The sequence below is a fragment of the Methanomicrobiales archaeon HGW-Methanomicrobiales-1 genome (assembly GCA_002839675.1).
Classification (GTDB): domain Archaea; phylum Halobacteriota; class Methanomicrobia; order Methanomicrobiales; family Methanospirillaceae; genus Methanoregula.
In genome coordinates, this window is record PGYM01000003.1 from 191,524 (window position 1) to 211,470 (window position 19,947).

Here is a 19,947-nt window from a genome sequence, read left to right on the forward strand (position 1 = left end):
TTACCCCTCCCGCTTTGCTAACGCTTCGGTGAGGAGCCGGTTTAATTCGCCGGGATCTGCTTTTCCTCTTGTCTTTTTCATGACCTGCCCGACAAGGAAGTTAAGTGCCCCTCCCTTTCCTGCCCGGTAATCCTCAAGTGCCTTGGGATTTTCTGTGATGGCTTCTTCGATGGCGGCGAGGATCGCGCTGTTGTCTCCGGTGGTCTTTGCCAGGTTCAGACGCGTGATGATAGCCGCGGGTGTCTCAGTCGGCTCGTCTTTCAGACGCTGGTCGAGCATAACCCGGAGCACTTCGATACCGCTCTTATCGGTGATTGTCCCCTGTTTCAGGATACCGACAAGTTCAGTAATTCCTGCTGCATCCACCCGCTCAAGGCTCATGCTGCGATAATTCAGTTCGCCGATCAGGGTATCTGCAATCCAGGTGGCGGCAAGAGTCGAGAGTCCTTTGGGATCTGCGGCAACAACTTTTTCAAAGAAGTTTGCCAGTTTGAGTTCTCCGGTTAAGGTGCGGGCATGGTTTAAGGAGCAGCCATATTGTGCTATGAACCGTTCCCGGCGTGCATCGGGAAGTTCCGGCAGCACAATACCTGCCACCCAGGACTGCACGTGGAGCGGGCGAAGGTCCGGTTCGGGGAAGTAACGGTAGTCGTGTTCCTGCTCTTTGGAACGGGAGGACTGGGTGATACCTGTAGATTCTATGAAGTGCCGGGTCTCGCGCTCGATCCGCTGGCCCCGCCGGATCATATTCTTCTGACGGGTGACTTCATAGGTAAGGGCCTTTTCCACCCCTTTATATGAACTGATATTCTTGACTTCTACCCGCTCATGGCCTTTGATCGAGATGTTTGCATCCACTCGCAGCGATCCCTCTTTGTCGCTGTCAAAGACGCTGAGGTACTCGAGGGTGGCGCGGAGTTTGTTGAGGAATTTTCGTGCTTCCTTAGGAGAGCGCATATCCGGTTCGGATACTATCTCGATTAACGGGATGCCGGCCCGGTTATAATCCACGAGCGAATACTTGCCCCGCTCGGCATTGCCCATGTGAACGAGCCTGCCCGGGTCCTCTTCGACATGGATACGGGTGAGCTGGATACGCCGTTCTCCGCCTTCGTCACTCTCGATCTCAAGGTAGCCGCCTTCGGCGAGCGGCTTGTCGTACTGGGTGATCTGGTATGCCTTGTCAAGGTCCGGGTAGAAATAATTTTTCCGGGAAAACTCAGATTCGTGGAGAACGGTGCAGTTCAGTGCTTTTGCCACTTTCATTGCATACTCAATTGAACGCTTGTTGAGCACGGGCATTGCGCCGGGAAGCCCGAGACAGACCGGGCAGACATGCGTGTTTGGGCCATCGTCACGGTAATCGGTGGAGCAACCGCAGAAGAGCTTGCTCTTTGTGTCCAGCTGGCAGTGCACTTCGAGCCCGACAATCACCTGGTCTTCTGCCATTTAGTTCACCGCCTGTTCATAAGCAAATGCTGCATCGATCACGCGCTCGTCTTCGAATGGACGTCCCATGATCTGGAGTCCTACGGGCATATTGTCAACTTTTCCGCAAGGAACTGAGATAGCAGGGATGCCGGCAAGATTGGCCGGGACGGTCAGGATATCGGACAGGTACATGGAGAGCGGGTCGCTCTTCTCGCCGAGTCTGAACGCGATGGAGGGCATCGTAGGCCCTGCAATCAGGTCGACTTCGGAAAAGATCCGGGTGAAATCGGCTTTCACATTCTCGCGGGCAACCTGTGCTTTTGCATAGTATTTTCCGTAATATCCTGATGAGAGGGCAAATGTTCCCAGCATGATCCTGCGGCGCACTTCGGTGCCGAAACCGGCCCTGCGGACTTCCTTGTAGGCCTCGTGCCATGACTTCTTGGAATCTGCAGCCGGGCCATACCGCACACCATCGAACCGTGCGAGGTTGGAACTGGCTTCGCAGGTACAGGTGACATAGTATGCGGCAAGCGCAAACTTCATGGAGGGGATACTGCACGGCACCGTTGTTGCACCGAGTTCTTCGAGCCGGCTGATGGCTGTTCTGACAACCCCGGCAACCTTCGGGTCAACACCCTCGCCAAAATATTCTCCGGGGATGCCGATCTTTAATCCTTTTATGTCCGCGACCGGTGTATGGGTGTATGGTCGGTCATAACTGGTAGAATCGTGGCGGTCTTTGCCGGCAATGACTCCCATAAGGGTGGAAACGTCGCTTACCGTTTTTGCCATAGGGCCAATCTGTTCTAAGGAATTTGAGTATGCGATCAGGCCGAAGCGTGAAACCCGACCATAGGTTGGTTTCAGGCCGGTAATCCCACAAAATGCGGCCGGACAGCGGATGGAACCACCGGTATCTGTCCCAAGTGCCATCGGCACCATATTGCTGGCAACCGCTGCGGCACTGCCCCCTGAGGATCCCCCGGGTACACGACCGGTATCGCAGGGGTTAAGGGTGGGGCCAAACGCTGAGTTTTCGGTAGTTGTTCCCATCCCGAACTCGTCCATATTCGTTTTGCCTACGATGGCTGCACCAGCATTCCGGAGCAGTTCAACCGCGTGAGCATCATACGGGGGAATATACCCTTTGAGGATCTTTGAAGCACAGGTAGTCTCGATGCCCCGTGTCGATATATTGTCTTTCATTGCAACAGCAATTCCGGACAGTTTTCCTTTGCCGTAGGGTGCTTTTTTGCAGATCGTAAGAAACGCATGGTACCGGTCATCGGGTTCGAAGGTGAGTTCGTGAGATTCCACTACATCACCCGCGGTGCCTTGATGAACCCGTCTTCCTGTGCAGCTGCGTTTTTCAATACCTCATCCCGGGGAAGGGACGGCTCGACAACATCTTCGCGCATGATATTGGTGAGATCGCGCGTGATGGCGATGTCTCCTTTGACCAGATCGAGCACATCGAAATAGTCAAGAATTGCATTGAACTGGTGCGTAAAAGTGTCCAGTTCTCCGGTATTGATGCCGATATCGGCAAGTTCCGCAATATGTTCCACGTCTTTTTCAGTGACCATGTTCCACCCTGCTTATGTGGTTTATGTAATCTTGCACGGATGTTTTATAACCATTTTTTCGGGCAAGACTTGAGAGTTCCTTTGCAACCCCGCTCCCGTACTGCATGGCTTTCTTCTCGTACCAGGCGAGTTCCGGGCCGATGAAGCGTTCTGCAACCGTTCTTAAGGGAACCTTACGGCGAGTTCCCTGTACTTTTTCCGCAGCCGGGATCTTCCGTGCCGCGCGCACGACCCGCATATCCAGGTACGGCATGGAGAGGTACGTGCCATGCAGGGCAGCGATAGACTGGTCGCGCTCTGCCTGCTGTTCAAGACCGGCAAAGTCCCGGATAAGATCCGCTTCGAGAGTATTGGTCTCAAGATAGCGGGAATATCCTCCGAATATCTCATCCGCTGCCTGTCCGGTGATGATGCGATGGTAGCCGTGTTCGCCGGCCCAGCGCGTGATGAAATACTGGGTGAGGGCAATGCCGGTATTAACCGGGTCTTTCCTGGGAATGGTATCGATGACTAACGGAAGGGCTTCTGCGATCTCAGAACGTGGTATTTCTACCAGGGTGCAGGTCAGAATGAGCGTGTCTGCGGCATGCTGAGCCTGCCGGAGATCGTGCGATCCTGCAAGGCCGACTGCCACGCATTCGCGCCCGGCAAGGTGCGCAACAAGGGTCGAATCTACCCCTCCGGAAAGTGCGGTCACTCCTTCATCGCTGCGGAGTTTTACCGCAGTGACGATTGCATCTTCAAGTGGCATATCCTTAACGTCGGGAATAATCTGCCCGACCATCCCGCTCTCGCAGGTAAGTGTACCTTTGGGGCAGTTGCCCTGCATTACGCCGAAATGGTCCCGGGCCCGGCACCCGTACCCCTGGATAGAGAACTCCCCTCCACAACGGAGTATCTCGCGGGGGTGGTCCCGCAGGATTGTCTCAATATCGATGCGGCTGAGCCGGACTCCATTGAGTTCGATCCAACCGGCCAGTTCAGGTTCACTCATCGGTAACTCATCATTATATGGATGTTCACCTTCAAGAGCTCTTGCGTTTCTCCTCTCTATCTCCAGAGGTTTTTTTTCAGACCTAATCAGGATAAGGAAACATTGGACTATGGGGTATATTCGCCTGGCATGCCTTATGGACCTATAATACGGCAAACCTGCGATTCTTTTTTGACCTAGGCATCTAATACTATAAGGCGCGAGGGTAGCCAAGCTCGGCCAACGGCGCTGGACTTAAGATCCAGTCCCGCAGGGGTTCATGCGTTCGAATCGCATCCCTCGCATAAATTTAACTTTTCGTTATTCTTTTACACAAATCATATCCGTATTCAATCCGTTCTGTGAGCAAGGTGTTCAATGGGAATACCGGTCGTGTAAAAAGAGTGCTATGTTTTTGTAATGAAACAATCGGAGATACGGCTATCCAGAACAAGATGATCAAAAAGGTTAAGGAAAAATAACCCTTCTTCCTGTCTACCATTCCACAGAAGTAAGTGCCTTGACGATTGCATCGGCAAATGCCTGTGAAGCGGCTGGGCCGTTTGCGGTAATTATGCGCCCATCTTTGACTACGGGTGCGTTCGTCAGCACTGCGCCGCCAATCTTCATCTCCCTGAATGATGCGGGGCTTTCGTAATAGGTTGCCTTTTTCCCTTTCAGGATACCTGCACGCGCAAGCACTGCCGGTGCAAGGCATATGGCTGCAACAACCTTTCCGGACTGGTGGAAGAATTTCACAATTGGAGTGAGCAGATCATCATCCCAGAGATGTGTCTGGGAGCCAGATCCTCCGACAATCATCAGACCCTCATATCGTTTCGGATCTACCTCTTCAAAGGAAAGTGTTGCCGTGGTTTTCGCCCCCAGCATTCCTGTACAGGGTCCACGCCGTAGGGAAGCGATATCGAATTCGATACCAGCTTTCTGAAAACTGGCAACAGGAATGGTCAGTTCCTCATCTCTGAATTTTTCCGGTGCTATCGCAATGAGGATCTTCATAGTGTTCGAAATTACTTTTGTGCAGGTAACTGTATTAGCCCTTTGTTTTGCGAATGAACCGGATGTTGCAGGTTTGAAATAACCTGAAAAGGATTGAATTATCTTCCTTTGGAAAAATGCAATGCACCTGGAATAATAAAATCAGAAAATCAGGGTTTTAATCCCTTCGGGTGATCACGGAACCTTATGAACGGGCATCGGTAACCCCTTGCAGGGTGAATCAATCCAGGTTCTGCTCATTGGTTGTTATGATCGCAATGACCCGTCCGATACGACCATCTTTGATCCGCACTTTAATCCCGTGAGGATGCGTCAGGGAGTTGGTGAGGATGTCTTTAACAATGCCGCGGGTCTTCTTTCCACTTTGCTGATCTTCTTTTAAGATTATATCAACCACACAGCCGGGTTGAATAGCCTGACGGTTCCTTCCATTATTTTGGTTTGGCATTATCATGGCAGACTTTCTCTGACTTTTCAGGAATTTTGATGGGCGATTGGATTTATGGCGGAGATCAACAAAAAAATCATGGGGATGATGCTGGGACATTTTTCACGCCCAGGTTGCTTTGAAGCGTACCTTTCATTACTGTCCAGCCATGATTTTCACCAAACATCAGGACACTGATATCTGCATCATATTCATTGAATTGTGGCTCAAAGATCTTCCAGCTGTTCTTTCCGCTCAGGCTGGAAGCGATACTGACCGATGCATTCATCGGTGCCTGGTAATCTGCGTATACCGGAATTACGTACTGGTAACACAGGGGCTCTCCAACGGATTCGGTAGTAACAGCAGGGCAATTCACTTTCTTTATATCCTGAACCGGGCGGAACATCACTCCTCTTTCAACAGGTGTCTGGGTATCGATAACTGTTTTTGAATCCGTGGTTATTGAGAGCCTGATGGTATATGGATGGGAAGAACTGGTTTCTTTCGGGGGTATAATTGCCGGTGTTGTGATCTTTGCAAGTGTTGCTTTTCCGGTATCAAACAAGGTCACTTTCCAATCAGCGGGGCGACCATCAATCTCCTGTGCGCTGTATCGTGCCACAATAGGGGAATTTCCGGCAGGATCTGCCGGAACCGGAATGAAGAATGTCACATTGGTGAGGGGGGAATCTGTGGTGATTGTACAACTATAGTCATACGTGCTGGATAACGATGTCCGGTACGCCTGCTCCACAAATCCTGTATAGGACACACTGGCAACAAATGCTACCAGGAGAACGATAATCAATCCTAAGGTGATCCTGATGATTTTATCCATTTTTTACACAACCCTGTATCCGGCATGTGCACGGATATCTGCTTTTTAAGATCCTCTGAAGTGCTTCTGCCGGAATTATTCTAGGGGAGTATTGAGCTATTCAGATTGAATACCCTTCGCAGAAAAACCAATAAAAATGTGTCCTGTCAGGAGCAAAGATCATCATACCTTTATGGTTGTGAGAAAAAGTGAGTACTATGGCACCCCCTCCAACTCTTGTACTACAGAATGTCACCTTACCTTCAGGGCGTTTAGCGGATATTACCCTTGCCGGCGGGAAAGTTACCCATGTGGGGGCGTATAAGGGTTCTGCGGAACAGTGCGATTGTAAAGGATGTTTTGTGCTCCCTGCCGCTGTTGATATGCACGTGCATATGCGGGGTGGCGTGCAATCGGCCAAAGAGGACTGGGGGAGTGGAAGCATGAGCGCTATTGCAGGTGGAGTTACTGTTGTTGTTGACCAGCCCAATACCATCCCCTCCCTCACCTCGCCACATGCTCTGGCAGAGCGCGTTCAGGATGCAAAGAAACATTCTTACTGTAATTTTGCCATCAACAGCGGGGTAACTCCGGATACCCCTCTGGAAGCCATGTGGGATGCAGGAGCCATGGCATTTGGGGAGACCTTTCATGCCCCTTCCAGTTATGGCGATGCGATTGATGGAGTTGCACTGGAGTCGGCATTGGATCGCATTCAAAAACTGGGCGGGCTTGCAACCATCCATGCCGAACGTATCGGCGCTTCTCCCGATACCGATCTCATATCGCATGGTCTTGTTCGTTCTGCGTTGGGTGAAGCAGAAGCGGTTCATACTGTACAGTTCCTGAATCGCAGTGAATGCCGGCTTCATTTCTGCCATATGAGTTCCGTCCGTTCGATCGATGTAGTTACGGGTTCGGTTGAGGTAACTCCCCACCACCTGTTCCTTTCGCAGGAGCAGTTCGACAAAAATGATACCTTCGGGAAAGTTAATCCCCCTCTCCGAACGGAAATGGAACGAAAAGGGCTCTGGATTCGATGGGGACGAATCGATGTGATAGCATCCGATCATGCTCCCCACACGAAAGAAGATAAAATGCAGGATTTCTCCAGCGCCCCCTCAGGGATTCCGGGGGTCGAAACCATGGTGCCCCTGCTGCTCGCGCAGGTTGTTGCCAAAAAGATCGATCTGGCATCTGTTATTGACAAGACTTCGTATGCCCCCGCCCGGTTGCTGGGAATTCCCCGAGCAGGATTTGATGTCGGGGACCGGGCAGATTTTGCCATATACTCAAAAAAGCCTGAGCTGATACAGGGTGCATCACTGCACAGCAGGTGTGGGTGGACACCCTTTGAAGGACATAAGGCCCTTTTTCCCAAAATGGTGGTGATGAACGGTGCTGTTGCATATCTTGGAGGGGAATTCTTCCGTCAGGAACCAACATGGTTTGCGGGAAAAGGGTTCAATGGTACTCATTGACAAAAAATAGCTGATATCATTCATATCAATTATCAGATTTTATCTCATACCCAAGTGCTAAATATCATAAAACACGATGTATCTGATGCCGATACAGCGCAGCCATAGGTCCCCGGGTGATCGATTGACAAGCGTCTGGATGTGATCCATGGGACAACCCGGTTGCGCGACAGGCATACGCCCGGCAAGGGTTTAAACACAGGTGAAGAACGGCAGCAGCCACTGGTGATCCATGTGCGTTATTGCCGGGCAACATTCTTATCAGTAGTTTAACAATGCCCGATATTTCTGACGCTCTTTCATCAGAGCGAAACGGTACAATCATTTCTATCGATGTTACTGCGGGTGCCAGATCCGCATTGTTTCCTGCAGGTTATAATGAGTGGCGAAAAGCCATCGGCTGCCGGGTTACCGCTCCTGCATTGGAAGGAAAAGCGAACAAAGCCATCGTTACCCTGATTGCCGGATGCCTCGACTTGCCAGTATCTTCAATCAGTATCCAGTCCGGTGCAACGTCGTCACAGAAACGTGTGCTGGTTACTGGTATTGCCAAAAACGATCTTCTTTTACGGCTCACATCGGTCATCAAATGAGGCGACTGCCTTTTAAAAATGATCAATTGAAATTCGCTTTTTATTTACCCGGTCAGGCTGATCAACAGATGTACTGTTGACCAATTCTGGCAGTCGTTTAAAAGCATGCCCTTAAGTAATTTTACATGTTATATATATCTTATACCTATGATCAGGCATTTCATTTATCGCATGATACATGGGGGTGCGTTTACATGTATTCACCGGATACTACCAAGTACCTTATTCACATCAGCCTCACAGCAGAGGGGGTGGTCGAGAAACCCGATGTAGTTGGTGCCATTTTTGGGCAGACTGAAGGGTTACTCGGCGAAGACCTGGATCTGCGGGATCTTCAGAGAACAGGACGTGTCGGACGAATTGACGTCCAGATAACGAGCAAAAAAGGCGAGACAAAGGGAGAGATTCTGATCTCCTCCTCGCTCGACCGTGCGGAAACGGCAATCCTTGCCGCATCGTTAGAGACGATCGACCGCGTAGGTCCCTGCGTAGCGCATGTGGTTGTCGAATCCGTAGAGGATATTCGCGTCAGCAAGCGAAAGAAGATTGTCGAGCGGGCAAAAGTGCTGCTTATCGAGCGGTTTGATGATGGCACTATCGACAGTGATGAGTTGCTGGACGATGTCCGTGAATGTCTCCGTATGGAAAAGATTGGCTCTATTGGCGAAGAGAAAGTTCCTGCAGGTCCCAATGTGATGGAGTCAGATGCGATCATTGTCGTTGAAGGCCGGGCCGATGTATTGAATCTCCTTCGCTATGGTATAAAAAATGCCGTTGCTGTTGAAGGGACCAATATTCCCAAAACCGTTGTTGAGCTCTGCGAGAAAAAGACTGCTACTGCCTTTTTCGATGGAGACCGTGGCGGCGAATTAATCCTGCGGGAGCTCTTGCAGGTCGTTGACATAGATTTTGTTGCTTTCTCCCCCAAGGGAAAAAGTGTCGAGGATATGACCAGAAAAGAGGTCATCAAGACCCTGCGCAACAAGGTGCCGGTGGAATATGTGCGTGACCAGTACTTTGAAGATGCGGCTGAACTTCCGGCTGACCTCCGCATCACACGAGGGGGGGCGGATGAGACGGATGCTGCAGGTAAAAAGGCTCGTCATGCTTCCGCCTCAAAGCGCCCTTCTGACGGCACAAGTGGGCCTCTTACCCTGCGGGACCATATTGACGATGTTAAAGGTCATAGTCTTGCCCGGTTTCTTACCGATGATCTGACCGTTGTGAAAGAACTGCGCCCGGATGAAGTGGAAAAAGCGATAGAAACTCTTGATGGCACTGTCAGTGGTCTGGTTGTTGATCGCCCGGTGGACCAGAAACTGCTGGACCGGCTGGTCTGGAAAGGCCTTTCCTATGTGGCAGCAAAAGATTTCAAGGGTGTTATAAAACGGCCGTTATCAATCCAGTTAATGAAAATGGGTATGTAATGGCCACACAAATTTATTTATCCTGCACAAAACCATGTTACTGTCTGGAGTCATGGCATGCATAAAGAGGAACTGATCAATCTTCACAAAATGCTCGCTGAAGTCAAGGAGTATTTTGAAGAGATCAATCCTGAACTGAAATTTTCCCAATACACTTCATTAAAAATTACTCCTTCCCAGCAGCACAAGAGCAAAATGGAGCACAAGTACGCGATATTTGTACTAGGTACGGAAATTGCCAATGCGATGAAGGAAGTTGATTATACCTCCTCAAGCCGGATATCAGCACGCATGAAAGAACTTGCTGATAAGACGCTCAAAGAGATGGATGACGCTTAATTTTTAGTGCTTTTTTTACGTGCGATTTTATAGTGACCTGCGGAGACCATTCGCCATTTGTCGTTATCATACTGTGAAGAAATGTTAAAATCCCATCCCGGCGGATTATCGCACATGCAGTACTTCACGGATACCGAGAAATCTATCGATCTCAGGGAAGTAAACCAGGCGATTGAGACTGCATTTGCCGATCACGGGAGAGGTCGTGTCCAGATGCCCCCGAAAGTATACGTTACTCTTCCGGAAGGGGATTTCCGGACAATGCCTGCCTATCTCCCGTCTCTCTCTCTTGCCGGGGTAAAGATAGTCAATGTTCATACCGGAAATCCGTCACGCGGACTTCCGACTGTGATGGCCCTTACGGTGATTCTCGATATCGCAACCGGTGAGCCGGTCGCTATTCTCAATGCCACAAAACTCACCAATATGCGTACCGGTGCCGCGGGTGCAGTTGCAGCAAAATACCTGTCTCCCAAAAAGGAGATTGTCCTGGGTCTTATCGGTACCGGCAGGCAGGCTGAAGCACAATACCGTGCAATCTCCAAGGAGCTCGATATCAGTGAGATAAAATGCTGGAGCCGGAATTCCCTGCACGCGGAAAAATTTGCACAGTCAATCACTGATTATGCTGCACGCAGCGTATCGGTGGAAAAAGCCTGTGACTGTGATGTTCTTGTCACTACAACTCCCTCACGCGAACCGGTTATCAAGAGCGAGTGGGTGAAGGATGGAACCCATATCAATGCTATCGGTGCTGACGCACCGGGCAAACAGGAACTCGATCCTCTCCTGCTCAAACGAGGGCGGGTTTTTGTCGATGATATGGTCCAGGCCGTTCATTCCGGGGAAGTAAATGTTCCCATCAGCCGGGGAATTTTCTCTCCGGAAGAAATCGCAGGCACCCTGGGTGAAGTGGTTATCGGGAAGAAACAACGTGAGCGTCCGGACCAGATCACCCTATTCGATTCCACAGGTCTTGCAATCCAGGACCTTGCAATCGCGGCCATCGCAATGCGTAATGGAACGGTAATTGATCTCCCGTTTCTCTGATACTAAAAAAATAAGAAAATTTTATTCTTCAGGTTTTTTCGCGTATTTCTTCCAGACCTGTTCGCGATAGACCGGTCCACTGTTATAGGTGCAGAAGGGGATAAGTGTCCCATCGGGAGTTGCATAATGGATGCAGCACCGCTGGACCCGTTCGATATCATAATTGTACCGGTCCATAAAATGCATGGTACCGATGAACAGTGCGTTCCAGTGGAATTCCCGGAGTGCATCGAAGTTCTGCCCGATCAATGTCTTGCCGATAATCTTCCAGAACTCTGCCGTGCTGCCATTTTCTCCTTTCTGCACGGAGTCGTGCATGTTTTTGACCCCTTCGAGAAGTGCCTTGTATTTATTGATGGTACCGCCTTTCTTGATTGTCTCAGCCATCTGTCCGATGGATTCGAAAAAGCTTTCCACATCAACCATGCGGTTCACCGGAATAATGCCTGCTTCCTGCACAAAGACATAGGTTGCGGCACCACAGTGGGGGTGAGCAGTGAAACGTACCTGTGGTTTACCCGTGTACGCTTCAACCAGATCTGAAAACGGGAGCACACAGGGAATGGGATAAAAATCGTCTTTTTTGATGATACCCTGTGTCTGTTCTTCAATATCGGCCAGAACTTCAGGGATAGTAATGCGGGATTTCCTGATATCGTCATCACTTGCAGCACCGGTAAATGCAACCGGCTGGAAATTGACACCCCGGATAACCGATATGTTGTCAACAGCAAACCTGATAATATCGCCAATCTCATGATCGTTTTTGCCGCGTATAACCGTAGGTACCAGCACGATACCAAGTTTTACCCGCTTCAAATTCTCGACCGCTTTTAAATGAATTGCCAAAAATGGATTTGTTTTTTGGGTAACGCCGTCGAAATGCAGGTATACCGTGTTAAGCCCTGCATCCTTGAGTTCCTTTGCATATTCCGGTTCTTTCGCGAGTCGCACACCATTGGAAGCGATCTGGACCTGGGGAAAGCCAATCTCTCTTGCTTTCCTGATGATCTTCGCCAGATCATTTCTCATGGTTGGTTCTCCCCCGGAAAACTGGACTGCTGGGGCTGGGACCGGCTTCTGGTCTCTTAACATTACCAGCATCTTTACGATCTCATCAAAATCGGGTTCATAGATAAATCCGCAGGCGCGGGCATTTGCAAAACAGAATTCACAGTCCAGATTGCAACGGTTGGTGAGATCAATATTGGCCAGCAGGGTCTGGGAATGATGATTGTTACACAATCCACAGGATGATGGGCAGTTTTCAGAAGGTGCTGTATGCTGGGGATTTGCAACTCCGGTTCCTATGGCATTATACTTATCAAACCGGTGATACATCACAGGATCAGACCAGTAGATATTCCTGAACTTCCCGTGCTCCTTGCACGTTGAAACCAGCCAGATCTTTCCCTCATCTTCTACGATCTCTGCATCAACAACGATATTGCATATGGGGCAAAGACTTCGGGTCTTTTTTATTATCATTAATGTCCACCCGGTACTCACGTAACCAGATATCCCATTGTGAGTTACCTTAATGTTTTTATCTGCTCTTTATTAGAGGTATTGGGAGTGCATCACTATTAGCATCGATTTCTTCATAATACCGTTGCTTTCAGCGGTCTGGATTATGCTTCCTGCGTATATCCCTAATCCGATCGCCGCTCTTCTTGGAGGAGGCACTCCAGTTGATTTTGGAAGGAATTACTCTGATGGACGCAGGATATTTGGGGATGGTAAAACGTTCCGTGGCCTGTTTTTTGGCGTGCTTGCCGGTATAATCACGGGTTTGCTGCTCATGTGGCTCTCTGCGACATATCCCTTAACATTCCTGCCACAACACACCCTGGCATCGATATCACTTCTTGCTCTTGGGGCGTTGTTAGGTGATCTGGGTAAGAGTTTTCTCAAGCGCAGGATGGGAAAAGTGCGGGGTGAAAAGTGGCCGGTTGCAGATCAGCTTGACCTTGTTGCGGGTGCATTTATCTTAATGCTCCTGTTCGATCCCGGGTGGCTTTTTGCATACATTACCCTACCCATTCTTATCATCATCCTGATCCTAACCATTATTCTTCACCGGGCAGTCAATATTATCGGATATATAATGGGAGTCAAGGAGGTACCATGGTGAATTCTGTAGCAGATCTTCTCATACAGTACAAGGCAATTGAAATAGGAGATTTTACCCTTGCGAGCGGTGCAAAAAGCACCTACTATATTGATGTGAAAACTGCAGTTACGCATCCCGATCTGCTTACGATTATTGCAAAACTTATTGCACAATCGCATGAATTCGAGGTTGTTGCCGGCGTTGCTGTCGGGGGTGTTCCACTTGCGGTTGCAACGGCACTCTCAGCAAAAAAGCCCTATGCGATCATCCGGGCCGCAGAGAAAAGTCATGGAAAGAAAGAGATGATCATCGGGAACGTCCGGAATAAACGGGTCCTCCTGGTTGAAGATGTGACAACCTCCGGCGGGTCCGCGCTGTACGGTATTGAAACCCTTCGCGCAGCAGGGGCGCACGCGGACCGTGTCGTTACTGTTGTAGACCGGGAACAGGGGGCTGAAGCGATGCTCACTAAAAAAGGTATTGAGTTCCTGCCGCTCGTCCGGGTGAGCGAACTGTTAAAAGAGAAGCAATTTTTACCGTAAACGTACATTAGAGATGGATATGAAGATCCTTGTTGTGGGCGGGGGAGGAAGGGAGCATGCAATAGCATCTGCACTCGCCCGCAACCGAAAAACTGTAATATATTCTGTGATGGCAAAGAAAAATCCGGGGATCTCAAAACTCGCAGAAAAGGTCCTGCTCTGCAGGGAAACAGACATACCCCGCATTATAGCCTTCGCACTGGAGAACGGTATCGAATATGCTTTTATCGGTCCCGAAGCCCCGCTTGAGGCCGGTATTGTTGATGCATTGGAAGCTGCCGGTATAGCCTGTGTAGGTCCCTCCAGGGCCGCTGCACGGATTGAGACAGACAAAGGATTCTGCCGCGGGCTGATGGAACAGCACCAGATTGAGGGGTGCCCGAAGTATAGGCTCTGCCAGAACAGCAGCGAAGCGATCGCGTTTATCAATGGCCACGATGGCGATCTGGTCATAAAACCGGTCGGGCTCACCGGAGGAAAGGGCGTAAAGATCATGGGCGAACAGGTGGACCGGGCAGGTGCAATCGCCTATGCAGGGCAGATCAAGGGGGAGATCATTCTCGAAGAGCGTCTTATAGGGGAGGAATTCACGCTTCAGGCCTTTGTCGATGGAATCTCCCTTATACCTATGCCTCTTGTTCAGGATCACAAGCGGGCATTTGACGGGGACACCGGACCTAACACCGGTGGCATGGGTTCGTATACTATGCCTGACCATATGCTGCCCTTTGTAACAAACGCAGATTATAAAAAGGCGTTTAATATTATGCAGGCAACTGTTGAAGCACTGGCGAGAACCGGAACTTCCTATAAAGGCATCCTTTACGGTCAGTTCATGAACACTGCAAAAGGCCCGAAAGTGATAGAATTCAATGCCCGGTTCGGCGATCCCGAAGCAATGAATGTCCTGTCACTGCTCACCTCAGACCTGTCGGAAATCATGGTGAACATTGCACGCGGGACGCTCAGCCCTGCCCATGTCACGTTCGAAAAGAAAGCAACGGTCTGCAAATACCTGGTACCGGAAGGTTATCCCGATGCCCCTCATGCCGGGGACTTGCTCCATGTAGGTGATACAGACGGGGCAATCACCTATTATGCAAATGTCGAAGAACGTGATGGGTCGCTGGTCACCCTGACTTCCCGCACTCTGGCGTTTATAGGAATTGGCTCTACGTTGGAAGATGCCGAACGTATTGCAGAGCATGCAGCAGCATCCGTCAAGGGTTGTGTGAGATACCGGAAAGACATCGGAACAGAGAACTTACTCAGCCAGCGTATCGCACACATGAAGGAGTTACGATGAATAAGGATTTTCTATCAATTCTGGATATCAGCAAAACCGAGCTGGAGCAGATACTATCTGAAGCAAAACATCTCAAGACGTTGAAGAAACAGGGAGTGGTTCACGACGTCCTCCGCGGGAAAAATCTCGCTATGATCTTTGAGAAGTCATCTACCCGGACCCATATCTCGTTTGAAGTGGGTATGAACGAACTGGGTGGCCACGCATTGTTTTTGAATGCCCGGGATATGCAGATCTGGCGGGGCGAGGAGATACGGGACACTGCACGGGCAGCATCCCGTTATGTATCCGGCATAATGATCAGGGCCTATAAACACAGCACCATCGAAGAATTTGCCCGGTTTGCAACCATTCCTGTCATAAATGGTCTCTCTGATCTTGAGCATCCCTGCCAGTTACTTGCAGATATTATGACCATGGAGGAGCATTTCGGCTCAACGCAGGATCTGCGTGTAGCCTGGGTTGGCGATGGGAATAATGTCTGCAATTCACTGATCCTCTCCACGGTACTCACCGGGTATTCTGTTACCGTGGCGACTCCGGATGGGTACGAACCCTCAGCAGATATCGTGACAAAAGCACGCGCACTTGGCGGAAAAGTGAACCTGGTGAAAAGTCCCGAGCAGGCAGTAAAAGATGCACACATCATTGTTACGGATACATGGGTATCTATGGGTGATGACGCAGAACGGGAAGAACGCTTAAAGGTTTTTTCCCCCTATACCGTAGACGCCGGCCTCATGCGACATGCATCACCGGATGCACGGGTGCTGCACTGTCTTCCTGCACACCGGGGCGAGGAGATTGCTGATGAAGTGATGGAAGGCGGCCAGAGTCTGGTGTGGGATGAGGCCGAAAACCGGCTGCATGCACAGAAAGCATTGCTTGTGCGTCTGCTGAAAAAATAAAAAATAACTTTAAAAAAATCGTTTACTTTTCAGCAATGAATTTGTTAAGTTCATCGCGCATATAGGTCTCAACTTTTTGCAAGACCTCAAATTTACCCCGGAATGCGAGCAGATCGCGTTCTTCTCCATCCATATTGGCAAATTTGATCCTCTCTCTTCTGTCAACAACTTCCACGTCGAATTTGTTCGAGATATCCAGGATAATCTTCTGAGGTACACCCGGGGGAATAACGATATCGAATAATTGTTCTTCTTCGGACAAGTCTTTCACCTGATTCACTTTCCTATTTTGATTCGCCGGCTCATAATACATGGGCCCCCACGTACGCCCCCGATCGGGTTTTTGGGCTTTCCCAGCGAGTTCATACAACGGCCCATAAGTGCCGCGCCTCGTGCAAGACCGTCATCTACGAATACGAGGTGATCCCGGGGATCATCATAGAGATTACGTTCTGTGATCCCATCGAGAATATATTCCGGTTTTCTTCCGGAGATTGCTGCCCTGCCGGTAAATCCAATTGAGGAATTCCCTGGAACGAGTTTTTGTTCGACAGCTACGTCTATCAGGCGCAGAGCCATTTTTGCGCAGACCCGGTCAATGACTTCGTTGAGGGTTGCGAGGTTGTGGTTTTTATGGATCTCTTTTCCAATCTCCATCAGTTTATCGAGATCGCTGCTGTTTTCCCCACAGTCACAGCCTATCATGGCAATGCCGGACTCAAGTGCCAGCTTTGCATTGACCGGAACCCTGCCAAACCGGTCTCGTTCTGCTGGTACAATCCGGATGTCTATATGCTCGTGGCACCGGTTTACAAAATCATCGATGACCCTGCGGTTCCCACCGCCAAAGAGCCCTCCGGTAACACTGTGCTCGCCAAAAATATCAAGGGCCGTGCCGGTCCGCTGTTGCACAAGACCGGTTCCCCGGACAATTGCGTCAGGAATCGCGCCGGCAAGCCCGCAGAAGTTACCCACCGTTTTTGCAAACGGATTTGGATCATCTGCGCTCACATCACTGGTAATCCTGCCGTCAAGCGTTGTACCGAAATCCACTGAAACGCAGGGGTTACGGAAATCAACCGGTGTCCATTTTGCACCCTCTTTGATCCCCGCCATTGCCAGTTCGCCCTCCATCTCGTTTGCTACCATCTCCACACCGGTTGAGCCCACCGGGGGAATGACTCCTGCTACCGCCCCGACAAAGACAACCTTGTCTGCAAAACTGAACGGCTGGAGTTTCTGCGGCTGGTTCTCTTTTGACATGGGGGGTGTCATTTTGCGGGGCGGGACCCCTGCGACAAGACAGCCATTTGCGAGTGCAATGACAAAATCGCCAATCTGATCCGGCGACTCCATTTCCGCCACAACCCCGGTACTCCGGACAACGAAATCCAGTTCTTTGAGAATATCGAGATGGGCATCTTTATGGCACTGGATCAGGGTGTCCCGGACGAGTTCGGTTACTGCTTCCCGGGTCAGTTCGGTCCCGTCAAGGGTTGCCCCGAAGATGGTTTCCCCGGGTTTCGGGGGGCGGATGTCGCGGCTCATGCTGACTGTTTTGTGGATAACATAGGACATGCCGGTTTCGAGATTAACGCCAGTCAGGATACATTTTGTTGTTGTGTTTCCCATTTCTACGGAAGCAACAATAAAATAAGGCTTATTCTTGTATTCAGGAAATTGCATGCCTGCGCCGTGAGTTATTGAAGGTGGAGGCGGACTTTCAACGATATAGGGATTTGGTTTTATAAAGCGGGAAAAAAAACCGGCGCACATGGTGATCGAGTCTTCAATGCGTCAATCCTTATAATTTTCTATTTTGGTTCAGGTGTTCGACGCAGCTAGCCAGACACATGATTTCCGGAATTCAGGTACTTGATTGCATTGGACAAAAACCAATAACTGTCTAAAAATATTTTCAATTGACCCGTGTATCACAGTGTATGGAAGATACACTCCAGAGAATAAAAAAAAATTACTTTTTGGATTTTGTGTTCTTTCTTGTTTTTCTGGCATGGACCATGCGTGCCTGGATGCCAAAATACTGGGAGACCCCGATTGCATGGCACTGGTCGAGAGATGTACTGTCAAACGAAACTAAATCCTCTGAATAGATAGCATCCGGTGAGCTGCGCCCGAGTACCCGTACCGCACCCTTGTAAATTTCGAGGTCCACCTTGCCATTCACCCGTTCCTGGGTGGTATCAATAAATGCATTCAGTGCAGCATACAGGGGTTCATATACCAGACCTTTGTAGGCCAGTTCCGACCACTTGTCATCCACCATGCGCTTGAATACCAGTTCCTGCCGGGTGAGGACAAGCGCTTCAAGATCGTGGTGTGCAGTAAGAATTACCGTTGCAGCCGGGTGCTCATAATTCTCCCGGGCTTTAATCCCGAGGATGCGATCCTCAATCAGGTCATTGCGGCCGATCCCGTGTTTTCCTGCAAGGATATTCAGCCGCTGGATCAGGTCATAGCCCTGCATTTTTTTGCCGTTAATGGCAACCGGAATACCGCCTTTAAACTCCAGGGTGATTTTTTCCGGCTTATCCGGTGCATTTACCGGAGAAACCGTCCAGAGATAGATCTCTTCAGGCGGGTGGAATGCGGGATCTTCCAGTTTGCCGCCCTCAATACTCCGGCTCCAGCAGTTTTCATCCATGCTCCATGGTTTATCTTTTTTTACCGGCACCGGAATCTTATGCTTTTTTGCATAATCGATCTCCCAGTCCCGTGTCAGGTTGAGTTCACGGATGGGCGCGACGACTTCGAGACCCGCGCTGCGGATGATAAAGTCAAACCTGAGCTGGTCATTGCCTTTGCCGGTGCATCCATGCCCGATTGCTGTTGCACCTTCTTTGCGGGCAATCTTGACGACTTCCTCTGCGATCAGGGGCCGGGCAAGGGAAGTCCCCATCGGGTAGCCTTCATAGGAGCCATTCGCTTTAATCGCCGGGAAGATATGGTTATTCACAAATGCTTCGCGGGCATCAATGGTGTAATGTTTATCAGCGAGTTTCTTCCCTTTTTGCGTGGCGACATCGATCTCTTCATCCCGCTGCCCAACATTCACGGCAACGGTGATGACACGATCGTAATTATATCGTTCCTTTAACAGGGGGATACAGATGGAGGTGTCAAGCCCTCCGGAATATGCAAGAACAATAGAACCTTTTCCCATAATGAATACACCTTTTTTACTAATCGTAATATAGTGTTTTGATGTTTTTCCCTTATATGTTAAGGGCATAATGTCACGAAAACCTGATGTTCCAGAGAAAAAAATCCCTTTACAGCAGATTCAGAAACTAAAAAAAAGTTGTTCAGGTTTTTACCTGAACCTAGGTATCGTTGGGAATTAGGCCGTTACGTAAATGATTCCTGGTGTTTGAGGCTGGAAGTTAGTCGTGTAATCATACGCGCCTACTTTATCAAAGGTGACTTCGATGGTCTTGCCGTAAGGGATCGAAACCTCTTTCAGGCCATTTAACCATGCTCCGTCAGTGGGATCGGTTGCCAGTACACCATGAGGCCTGAGTGAATCCATGTTTGCCCAGAGAACTTTAGTGCCAACTTTTACATATATCGTTGTATCCGGGGTAATTGTCATATCCTGGTTAAAGGTGATTGTAAATGTTGGCACTGGGGTTGCGGTCGGGGTTACCGTTGGCGCTGCAGTCTTGTTTACAACAACAACTACAATTTCCTTGGTCGGTTCGGCGGTTGGGGGTACTGTGGTTACAACCGTGGTTGGGACTGCAGTCGGTACTGGGGTGGCTACAGGTGCCGCTGGCTGGGATGTGCATCCCGCGAGCAGGATTCCGATGAACAGAATCGCAAGTACAACAAGAAGTTTCTTCATGCATCTTTTTTTGTTATTTCGGTATATAAGGATATTCAATCATTTTGCATGATTATTGCATCT

21 protein-coding genes and 1 tRNA gene are annotated in these 19,947 nt (G+C 49.8%); 10 read left to right on the plus strand and 12 right to left on the minus strand.

The window, feature by feature from the left end; all coding sequences use genetic code 11:
• Genes CVV30_10395 through CVV30_10410 form a run of 4 tightly spaced genes read right to left on the minus strand, consistent with a single transcriptional unit; the run spans position 1 to position 4,014 of the window.
• The gene (locus CVV30_10395; protein PKL68325.1) at positions 1 to 1,449 is read right to left on the minus strand and encodes an Asp-tRNA(Asn)/Glu-tRNA(Gln) amidotransferase GatCAB subunit B; all 1,449 of its coding nucleotides are present in this window, start codon (positions 1,447 to 1,449) and stop codon (positions 1 to 3) included.
• Positions 1,450 to 2,751, minus strand: a complete 1,302-nt coding sequence (gatA, locus tag CVV30_10400) for an Asp-tRNA(Asn)/Glu-tRNA(Gln) amidotransferase GatCAB subunit A (protein ID PKL68326.1) — start codon at positions 2,749 to 2,751, stop codon at positions 1,450 to 1,452.
• Complete coding sequence (locus CVV30_10405) at positions 2,751 to 3,020, minus strand: Asp-tRNA(Asn)/Glu-tRNA(Gln) amidotransferase subunit GatC (protein ID PKL68327.1); 270 nt, start codon at positions 3,018 to 3,020, stop codon at positions 2,751 to 2,753. Before CVV30_10405 ends, gatA begins: the two co-directional genes overlap by 1 nt.
• Positions 3,010 to 4,014: an asparagine synthase gene (locus tag CVV30_10410; GenBank protein ID PKL68328.1), complete on the minus strand. Its 1,005-nt coding sequence runs from the start codon at positions 4,012 to 4,014 to the stop codon at positions 3,010 to 3,012. Before CVV30_10410 ends, CVV30_10405 begins: the two co-directional genes overlap by 11 nt.
• Positions 4,015 to 4,213: 199 nt before the next feature.
• Here CVV30_10410 and CVV30_10415 point away from each other — a divergent pair.
• Positions 4,214 to 4,298: transfer RNA gene (locus tag CVV30_10415), tRNA-Leu, on the plus strand.
• A 190-nt stretch (positions 4,299 to 4,488) separates the two neighbouring features.
• Here CVV30_10415 and CVV30_10420 read toward each other — a convergent pair.
• The 3 genes from CVV30_10420 to CVV30_10430 form a co-directional block, all read right to left on the minus strand.
• Complete coding sequence (locus CVV30_10420; GenBank protein PKL68329.1) at positions 4,489 to 5,013, minus strand: hypothetical protein; 525 nt, start codon at positions 5,011 to 5,013, stop codon at positions 4,489 to 4,491.
• Between the two features lie 220 nt (positions 5,014 to 5,233).
• Complete coding sequence (locus CVV30_10425; GenBank protein ID PKL68530.1) at positions 5,234 to 5,461, minus strand: hypothetical protein; 228 nt, start codon at positions 5,459 to 5,461, stop codon at positions 5,234 to 5,236.
• Between the two features lie 76 nt (positions 5,462 to 5,537).
• Positions 5,538 to 6,281 carry a hypothetical protein gene (locus CVV30_10430; protein ID PKL68330.1) on the minus strand — a complete coding sequence of 248 codons (744 nt, stop codon included), beginning with the start codon at positions 6,279 to 6,281 and terminating at the stop codon, positions 5,538 to 5,540.
• Between the two features lie 197 nt (positions 6,282 to 6,478).
• On the opposite strand from CVV30_10430, the gene CVV30_10435 reads away from it, so the two are divergent.
• The 5 genes from CVV30_10435 (at position 6,479) to CVV30_10455 (ending at position 11,150) form a co-directional block, all read left to right on the plus strand.
• Positions 6,479 to 7,741, plus strand: coding sequence for a dihydroorotase (locus tag CVV30_10435; protein PKL68331.1), 1,263 nt, complete (start codon positions 6,479 to 6,481; stop codon positions 7,739 to 7,741).
• 275 nt (positions 7,742 to 8,016) lie between these two features.
• Positions 8,017 to 8,334: a hypothetical protein gene (locus tag CVV30_10440; protein ID PKL68332.1), complete on the plus strand. Its 318-nt coding sequence runs from the start codon at positions 8,017 to 8,019 to the stop codon at positions 8,332 to 8,334.
• Between the two features lie 194 nt (positions 8,335 to 8,528).
• Complete coding sequence (locus tag CVV30_10445) at positions 8,529 to 9,761, plus strand: DNA primase (GenBank protein ID PKL68333.1); 1,233 nt, start codon at positions 8,529 to 8,531, stop codon at positions 9,759 to 9,761.
• A 57-nt stretch (positions 9,762 to 9,818) separates the two neighbouring features.
• Positions 9,819 to 10,100, plus strand: coding sequence for a metal-binding protein (locus tag CVV30_10450; GenBank protein PKL68334.1), 282 nt, complete (start codon positions 9,819 to 9,821; stop codon positions 10,098 to 10,100).
• A gap of 114 nt (positions 10,101 to 10,214) precedes the next feature.
• The gene (locus CVV30_10455; protein ID PKL68335.1) at positions 10,215 to 11,150 is read left to right on the plus strand and encodes an ornithine cyclodeaminase family protein; all 936 of its coding nucleotides are present in this window, start codon (positions 10,215 to 10,217) and stop codon (positions 11,148 to 11,150) included.
• 21 nt (positions 11,151 to 11,171) lie between these two features.
• On the opposite strand, the gene CVV30_10460 is transcribed toward CVV30_10455, so the two are convergent.
• Positions 11,172 to 12,638: a radical SAM protein gene (locus tag CVV30_10460; GenBank protein PKL68336.1), complete on the minus strand. Its 1,467-nt coding sequence runs from the start codon at positions 12,636 to 12,638 to the stop codon at positions 11,172 to 11,174.
• A 91-nt stretch (positions 12,639 to 12,729) separates the two neighbouring features.
• Between CVV30_10460 and CVV30_10465 the strand changes: the two genes are divergently transcribed.
• Genes CVV30_10465 through argF form a run of 4 tightly spaced genes read left to right on the plus strand, consistent with a single transcriptional unit; the run spans position 12,730 to position 16,019 of the window.
• Positions 12,730 to 13,284 (plus strand): hypothetical protein, encoded by a 555-nt coding sequence (locus CVV30_10465; protein PKL68337.1) that lies wholly within the window; start codon positions 12,730 to 12,732, stop codon positions 13,282 to 13,284.
• A complete protein-coding gene (locus tag CVV30_10470) occupies positions 13,278 to 13,805 on the plus strand; it encodes an orotate phosphoribosyltransferase (protein PKL68338.1) in 528 nt (175 codons plus the stop codon). Before CVV30_10465 ends, CVV30_10470 begins: the two co-directional genes overlap by 7 nt.
• A 13-nt stretch (positions 13,806 to 13,818) precedes the next feature.
• Positions 13,819 to 15,111, plus strand: a complete 1,293-nt coding sequence (locus CVV30_10475; protein ID PKL68339.1) for a phosphoribosylamine--glycine ligase — start codon at positions 13,819 to 13,821, stop codon at positions 15,109 to 15,111.
• Positions 15,108 to 16,019, plus strand: a complete 912-nt coding sequence (gene argF, locus CVV30_10480; GenBank protein ID PKL68340.1) for an ornithine carbamoyltransferase — start codon at positions 15,108 to 15,110, stop codon at positions 16,017 to 16,019. Before CVV30_10475 ends, argF begins: the two co-directional genes overlap by 4 nt.
• Before the next feature lie 22 nt (positions 16,020 to 16,041).
• Here argF and CVV30_10485 read toward each other — a convergent pair whose 3' ends face one another.
• From CVV30_10485 to CVV30_10500, 4 genes are all read right to left on the minus strand, one after another.
• Complete coding sequence (locus CVV30_10485; protein ID PKL68341.1) at positions 16,042 to 16,281, minus strand: hypothetical protein; 240 nt, start codon at positions 16,279 to 16,281, stop codon at positions 16,042 to 16,044.
• A gap of 14 nt (positions 16,282 to 16,295) precedes the next feature.
• Entirely contained in the window at positions 16,296 to 17,795 is a 1,500-nt protein-coding gene (locus tag CVV30_10490; protein ID PKL68342.1) for a methanogenesis marker 14 protein, read from the minus strand.
• A gap of 199 nt (positions 17,796 to 17,994) precedes the next feature.
• Positions 17,995 to 19,203, minus strand: a complete 1,209-nt coding sequence (locus CVV30_10495; protein ID PKL68343.1) for an argininosuccinate synthase — start codon at positions 19,201 to 19,203, stop codon at positions 17,995 to 17,997.
• 177 nt (positions 19,204 to 19,380) lie between these two features.
• The gene (locus CVV30_10500) at positions 19,381 to 19,884 is read right to left on the minus strand and encodes a hypothetical protein (GenBank protein ID PKL68344.1); all 504 of its coding nucleotides are present in this window, start codon (positions 19,882 to 19,884) and stop codon (positions 19,381 to 19,383) included.
• Between the last annotated feature and the right edge of the window lie 63 nt (positions 19,885 to 19,947).

What these genes read in the sequence shown, in the direction of transcription:
- CVV30_10445 (PKL68333.1), top strand. Translation starts at nt 8,529, where the DNA reads ATGTATTCACCGGATACTACCAAGTACCTTATTCACATCAGCCTCACA.
- CVV30_10495 (PKL68343.1), bottom strand. Translation starts at nt 19,203, where the DNA reads ATGGGAAAAGGTTCTATTGTTCTTGCATATTCCGGAGGGCTTGACACC.
- CVV30_10455 (PKL68335.1), top strand. Translation starts at nt 10,215, where the DNA reads ATGCAGTACTTCACGGATACCGAGAAATCTATCGATCTCAGGGAAGTA.
- CVV30_10420 (PKL68329.1), bottom strand. Translation starts at nt 5,013, where the DNA reads ATGAAGATCCTCATTGCGATAGCACCGGAAAAATTCAGAGATGAGGAA.
- CVV30_10500 (PKL68344.1), bottom strand. Translation starts at nt 19,884, where the DNA reads ATGAAGAAACTTCTTGTTGTACTTGCGATTCTGTTCATCGGAATCCTG.
- CVV30_10490 (PKL68342.1), bottom strand. Translation starts at nt 17,795, where the DNA reads ATGTGCGCCGGTTTTTTTTCCCGCTTTATAAAACCAAATCCCTATATC.
- argF (PKL68340.1), top strand. Translation starts at nt 15,108, where the DNA reads ATGAATAAGGATTTTCTATCAATTCTGGATATCAGCAAAACCGAGCTG.
- CVV30_10425 (PKL68530.1), bottom strand. Translation starts at nt 5,461, where the DNA reads ATGCCAAACCAAAATAATGGAAGGAACCGTCAGGCTATTCAACCCGGC.
- CVV30_10430 (PKL68330.1), bottom strand. Translation starts at nt 6,281, where the DNA reads ATGGATAAAATCATCAGGATCACCTTAGGATTGATTATCGTTCTCCTG.
- CVV30_10470 (PKL68338.1), top strand. Translation starts at nt 13,278, where the DNA reads ATGGTGAATTCTGTAGCAGATCTTCTCATACAGTACAAGGCAATTGAA.
- CVV30_10460 (PKL68336.1), bottom strand. Translation starts at nt 12,638, where the DNA reads ATGATAATAAAAAAGACCCGAAGTCTTTGCCCCATATGCAATATCGTT.
- CVV30_10435 (PKL68331.1), top strand. Translation starts at nt 6,479, where the DNA reads ATGGCACCCCCTCCAACTCTTGTACTACAGAATGTCACCTTACCTTCA.
- CVV30_10475 (PKL68339.1), top strand. Translation starts at nt 13,819, where the DNA reads ATGGATATGAAGATCCTTGTTGTGGGCGGGGGAGGAAGGGAGCATGCA.
- CVV30_10395 (PKL68325.1), bottom strand. Translation starts at nt 1,449, where the DNA reads ATGGCAGAAGACCAGGTGATTGTCGGGCTCGAAGTGCACTGCCAGCTG.
- CVV30_10405 (PKL68327.1), bottom strand. Translation starts at nt 3,020, where the DNA reads ATGGTCACTGAAAAAGACGTGGAACATATTGCGGAACTTGCCGATATC.
- CVV30_10410 (PKL68328.1), bottom strand. Translation starts at nt 4,014, where the DNA reads ATGAGTGAACCTGAACTGGCCGGTTGGATCGAACTCAATGGAGTCCGG.
- CVV30_10440 (PKL68332.1), top strand. Translation starts at nt 8,017, where the DNA reads ATGCCCGATATTTCTGACGCTCTTTCATCAGAGCGAAACGGTACAATC.
- CVV30_10450 (PKL68334.1), top strand. Translation starts at nt 9,819, where the DNA reads ATGCATAAAGAGGAACTGATCAATCTTCACAAAATGCTCGCTGAAGTC.